Annotated in this window: 4 protein-coding genes; 1 reads left to right on the top strand and 3 read right to left on the bottom strand. The window is 56.2% G+C overall.

All coding sequences use genetic code 11. From position 1 onward, the window contains the following. Window positions 1-178 precede the first annotated feature (178 nt). Together Poly41_RS33600 and Poly41_RS33595 are read right to left on the bottom strand one after the other, a co-directional pair. Window positions 179-871: an NAD-dependent deacylase gene (locus tag Poly41_RS33600; RefSeq protein ID WP_146531747.1), complete on the bottom strand. Its 693-nt coding sequence runs from the start codon at window positions 869-871 to the stop codon at window positions 179-181. A 20-nt stretch (window positions 872-891) separates the two neighbouring features. After that, entirely contained in the window at window positions 892-1710 is an 819-nt protein-coding gene (locus Poly41_RS33595) for a hypothetical protein (protein WP_231616158.1), read from the bottom strand. Window positions 1711-2195: 485 nt separating this feature from the next. Here Poly41_RS33595 and Poly41_RS33590 point away from each other — a divergent pair, with 485 nt between their 5' ends. Continuing rightward, a complete protein-coding gene (locus Poly41_RS33590) occupies window positions 2196-3917 on the top strand; it encodes a hypothetical protein (protein ID WP_146531746.1) in 1722 nt (573 codons plus the stop codon). Window positions 3918-3962: 45 nt separating this feature from the next. Here Poly41_RS33590 and Poly41_RS33585 read toward each other — a convergent pair whose 3' ends face one another. Continuing rightward, complete coding sequence (locus Poly41_RS33585; RefSeq protein ID WP_197231998.1) at window positions 3963-4637, bottom strand: hypothetical protein; 675 nt, start codon at window positions 4635-4637, stop codon at window positions 3963-3965. Window positions 4638-5194: the final 557 nt, after the last annotated feature.

Raw genomic sequence — 5194 nt, 5'->3', positions numbered from 1 at the left:
GCTGTGTTGGTGATAGTCCAGTCCGACGTGATAGGTTATTTTCGACATTGCTCGTTGCTCCGAGTGAAATCAGGGGAAGTTAGATATCACTTGGTTTTACTCTGCAGCGAGCATTTCATCCCCATCTACCAAAGTCGTCACTTGTTGTTCACGCGATGCTAAGTGGTAACGCGGCCGTCTAGCCGAGGGTGGCTAGAAACGCGGGAACTTCCACGGTTGCTTTCCCGCGAATCGATTGATCAAACGCACCCGAGCTGGGTGTGGCCTCGAGGTTGATTTCCACCCGTCGGCAGTTTGGACGGGTCCACTGCACGATTGCCGCAGCCGGGTAGACGACCGCGGAGGTGCCAATCGACAAGAACAGATCGGCCTGGCTTGCGGCTGCTTCGATTTGCTCGAGTCCGAGAGGCATTTCTCCAAACCACACAACATGGGGACGAAGGCGACCGAATGCAGCGGAGCGTTTGGGGTGGGGCGTCGAGACATCAAGATCGCCGGTCCAATCAAACCGTTCGTCGGTATCGAGGCAGCGAACTTTCAGGAGTTCGCCGTGCATGGCGATGAGGTTCTGGCTGCCGGCGCGTTGATGCAAGTTGTCGATGTTTTGTGTGACGAGCAGGAAATCGTCATCGTGTTCTCGTTCCAACTTGGCTAAGGCAAGATGCGCAGCGTTGGGTTGGATCGAGGGACTCTGCAAACTTCGACGTCGCTGGTTGTAGAAGTCGTGTACCAGCGCTGGATTGGAAACGAATGCTTCGGGTGTCGCGACCTCTTCGAAGCGGTGGCCTTCCCACAATCCACTGGCATCCCGAAACGTTGGCACGCCCGATTCGGCCGAGATCCCCGCGCCGGTCAAGACTAAGATTTTCATACGGCTTGCCATCCCCAAGGTCAGCTTTCAGTGGATTTGCGAAGTTTTTCGAGCGGGACATAGTAACGCACATAGCGTCCGCCATCACTAAACCGTTCGCCCTTTGGGTTTTCGACCAGCACGGTCGCTCGCCGCGTGATCCGGTTGACGCGCCCTTGCAAGACATGACCCTCGTGGACAAACCGCACGGGGTCGCCGACCCGGATGTTGAACTTTCGAACGGCTCGTTCGCGTTGAGTGATCAAATCATGTCGAAAATCGTGGTGATCGAAATGGCGACGTGCAATCGACTGAAAGCGAGCTTCGCTGCAATTGCCGTCATTCCAAACCAGCATTTCCACCAGGTGTGTGAATTCGTGTTCGGCCACTCGCTGCATCGCTTGCAGGCGATCCTGGCAGCGGCGCCCGGTGACTTCGACGTTTCGATCGACATCTTCGAAGGTCTGGAACAACAAGGTGGAGGAGAGGATCAATTCAAATCGACGTTTTCCGTGACGCGATCCTTCGGGGTAGTGTGTCACCAATTTTCCGGCCACACGTGTCATTCGCGATGAGAAACCGAACGAGAGGCCTTCGGCGTGGGCGGCGGGCAAAATCAGCCCGCCAAAGAACCGCTCGTCAATCATCTGAACCATCCGGACCAAATCGTCTCGGCCGACTTTGGTGAAGTTCGGCCGATCGATTGATCGGCTAAGCGAAAGCGTCTGTTGGTGAATTTCGTCTTGCCACTGGGCGATCTGTGTCGGCGTGTACCGCCGCGAAGCGACCTGCTGGGCCAACTGTTTCAGCAGCACTGGATCGCGAGCCTTCACGGGCGATTGACCCGTCCGATCTCGCACCTTCTCCGATGCTCTCGAGCGGGGCGGTCGTTGAGGGAATCGGGGCATGGGTCGGACGACAAGCCAAAAGGAAACATCGAGACGGAACCGAAAGCAGAAGACCGGGTCACGCCGAGCAAACAGCGATCGGGTGTCGGTAAGCCGGCATCATACCCCCAGGTCCTTCGGTCTGCCCAGCAAGCTAGTGGACTGTCAGCACTAAATTCACTACGTCCCAACTCGCAGTTTTAAACCTGACGGTCCAATCGCTCAATGAACGGGGGCAAACGGAGAAACTCACCCTTTTGGACCAACCCCTCCCGTCGCCACACAGTTTCATCAACATTAACCGGCGGTTTTCGCCGATTTTGCTCGAATTCTTTGCTCCCGTCCCCGGGATTCATTTGACGATTGCGTCCCTTGTCGGTGATAATGAAGGGGACCGAATCTCATCTACTGATGCGCCCAATGAAGGTGCATTTCCCCCTAGCACGAGTCCATTCGCTATGACACTTCGCACAGCGACCGTCGCGGAAACCCACAGCCATCGACGCCACGCCCTGATCGTGCTGTTTCTGTTCTTGATTGCCGTCGTGATGATGTCATTTTGCTTGCCCTCTCAAAGCCAAGGGCCGGCCAAGGTCAAGGTGATCCCGATGAATCCCAAGTTTGAGGATGATGCGATCGTCAAGAAGATGGACCGGGCGGCGGGCCAACTCGCATCGTTTCGTGGAAAACCGTCGGATTTCCCTGATTATACGTATGCGAAGGTTTTTTTCACTCAGTATTTGCCAACCAAGATCACCCAGCCCGATGCTTACGGCGAAGTTTCCGAATTGGTCCAAGACTCGATGAGCTATCTGACTCGTGCTCAACGGGGGGGAAACCCATCGGCACCCGAGATTCTGACCTGGTTGGCCCGCAGCATGAAAGGCATCGCCGTGGGGAACTACTCCACGATCGCTCGCGTCAACGCCACGCTTGCGCTGGGACGGCTTGATTCGAAGCCTGCCGACCAGGTCAAGCAGACGCCCCCGGTTCCCGTCAATACGTTGTCGATTTTGATGGGGCTTTACGAGGACGAACAGAACGCCGAGGGCATTCGGGCGGCGGCGCTCCAGGGCATTCGTCGCTATGTCACTTATGCATTCCCCCTGGTAACGGCCGACGATCGCACCAAATTGACCAAGTTGATGAACGACTTGCTCGATGCCCCGACGCCCGACGATCGGTCGGCCAAGGCGCACGCGTTTTTACAGCGATACGCAGTCGATGTCCTTGATTACCTGGATACAGCAAATCGACCCCAATTGGCAAAAACCTTGGTCAGCATCAGTGCGGATCCCAATCGAGATGACCTGATTGCACTCTATTCTGCGGCGAAAGTTGGCGGGATGACGACCGATTTGAAGGGCCAAGTCGATGCACCCCAAAAGGTGCTCGAAAGTTGGTCGGTGCGAGCTTGGCAGGCGTTTCGAAATGAAGTGAAGCACTTGGAGTCGCTTGAGTTGCCGACGCCGGCGGCCGGGCAGCCTGGCAAGCCGGAGACGCAGCTCGACATCCAAAAACCGAAAGCGGTGCGCGGTCGACCTGGTATGGGAAGCGGTGGATACGGCAGCGGCATGGAGGATGACTATGGCGCTGACTATGGCAGCAGCGATATGGAGGGCTACGAAGATGAAATGGGCAGCGGCATGGAGGACATGATGGATGGCGGTTACGGAGAAGGCGGGTACGGCGGGTACGGTGGCAGCGGTGGATATGGAGGAATGGCAACGAAGGCGCCGCCGCAAACGCCCGAGGTCGTCGCTTCGCGAAAGCGGTTGAACTGGATCATGCAGCAGCTGCATCTCGGCGTCAGCGGCAACCCCACCCCTGGGTCGCCCGAAAAGACCGATAATCTTGGTGGTTTGATGGGTTCGTTGCCTGCCGAGAGCCAAGGGGCTTTGACCGATTGGCTGGACGAAATGGAGCCCGTCATGACGGAGTTGAACAACTTGACCTACTCGGAAAAGAAAGCGTTCGCCAAGGCGCTCCAAGAGCAGGTCGAGGTTCTGCGTGAAATTGCCGGTCCTGCGGCCAAGGCGATCGAAAGGCAGGAATTAGCTGCCATGGGCGTTGATCTTCTCGCCGTTGCTGCGGCAGAGGAAGAGGACGAGGCTGAGTCGGTTGCACCCGCGGCGGCTGTGGAAGCGCCTGCGGATTTGGGGATTCCTGCTGTCAATTAGCCCGTTCAGGGCGGGGCAATAAGAAAAGCCAATGATATGTTGCTGTTATTGGCTTGCGATTGAGCCGTCGATGGCCACCGTCTCGCTAAAATCATAGGGGTGGAACAGTCGGCCGATCTGTTTGGCCAGCATGCCCAGGTAAAGTTTGCGGAAACGGGTTTCCGTCGTCTCGCTTGTGTATTGCCCCGCTGAGACGGGGAACGTGAACTCGTCCAGGTCTTTGCGGTAAAGAAGATCGCCTGTTTCCGCGTCGAGCAGCATCACGGTTGCATCGGCACGGCCTCGGTAGAGCGTCGCACCATCGCGAAGCCGCAGATTTCTCAGTTCGATCCCGAGGACCTTTTCTGCCTTGACCCCTTTTCCAATCGTGGCAAAGTCGACGGTATCCCAGCCATGGCTGTCTCGCCAGTCTGCGATTTCATCTTCCCGTACCAGTCGGACGTCATCGATTTCATCGAGCAGAATGTCGCCGACATAACGGCTCAAGAGCCTCGCGGAGATGTTGTCCGAGTACTCGCTGTTGTCCGCCAGCGTGACAATCGCCAGTCGGCAATCTTCCAGATCCTCGGCATCTTTGTAGTCCGCGGGGACCTTGTCGGCACCCACCGCATGCACGAGGTTGGAAACGAGCCCTAAGCAGCCGGTTTGCGTCACCAAAGCAATGGCTATCAGCAGTACGCCGAGCACGGTTGTCGTATTGATTAAGTTGGTTTTTGTCATCGCGAATCCTTTCGCACAGCGTGTCGACGTCAATTTTGCCATCAATGAACCTGCGTCATAGGCTTTTTGCTGCTGCGGTGCCAAGTCTGATTCTGCTGCTTCTACCACTCCTCGAGAGTGGCCTGGTGAGAATGCTGTGGATAAGTGCAAGGAGCAAACCGAAAACAATCTCGCTCCCTTCTCTTTCGAACAGCTGAGGTCGTGCAGTTTAGCAACATGCAAACAGAGGTATCTGTATCAAAACAAGTCGCGCTGATGGATTCTGGCTCCCTTCTCCCCCGCCTTTTGGAGGTCGTGCAGTTTTTAAGTTGTGACTGCTGAAGTGTTTAGGTATCCAACCACGTAAGCATTCGCGGAAGTTGTGGTGAGAGCGAGTTGATCTGGCGGTGAGTGGCGGGATTCTCTATTTGGGGGTGCATGAGTGCTTCGATTTTAGAATCTCAGTCGGTTGATGAACGTCTAAGGTCACTGACGACCTTGGTCGAGGAGCTGATGCAGGAAGTTAGCGACCTGCGATCAGAAAACGCGGATCTGCGACAGCAGGTCCGCGAGTTGCG

The sequence above is a fragment of the Novipirellula artificiosorum genome, assembly GCF_007860135.1.
Lineage (GTDB): Bacteria > Planctomycetota > Planctomycetia > Pirellulales > Pirellulaceae > Novipirellula_A > Novipirellula_A artificiosorum.
This window is presented reverse-complemented; position numbering and strand designations above follow the sequence as displayed.

Bases quoted from the DNA above. Each gene is read 5' to 3' on its own strand.
- Poly41_RS33590 (WP_146531746.1), top strand. From the start codon at position 2,196: ATGACACTTCGCACAGCGACCGTCGCGGAAACCCACAGCCATCGACGC.
- Poly41_RS33600 (WP_146531747.1), bottom strand. From the start codon at position 871: ATGAAAATCTTAGTCTTGACCGGCGCGGGGATCTCGGCCGAATCGGGC.
- Poly41_RS33585 (WP_197231998.1), bottom strand. From the start codon at position 4,637: ATGACAAAAACCAACTTAATCAATACGACAACCGTGCTCGGCGTACTG.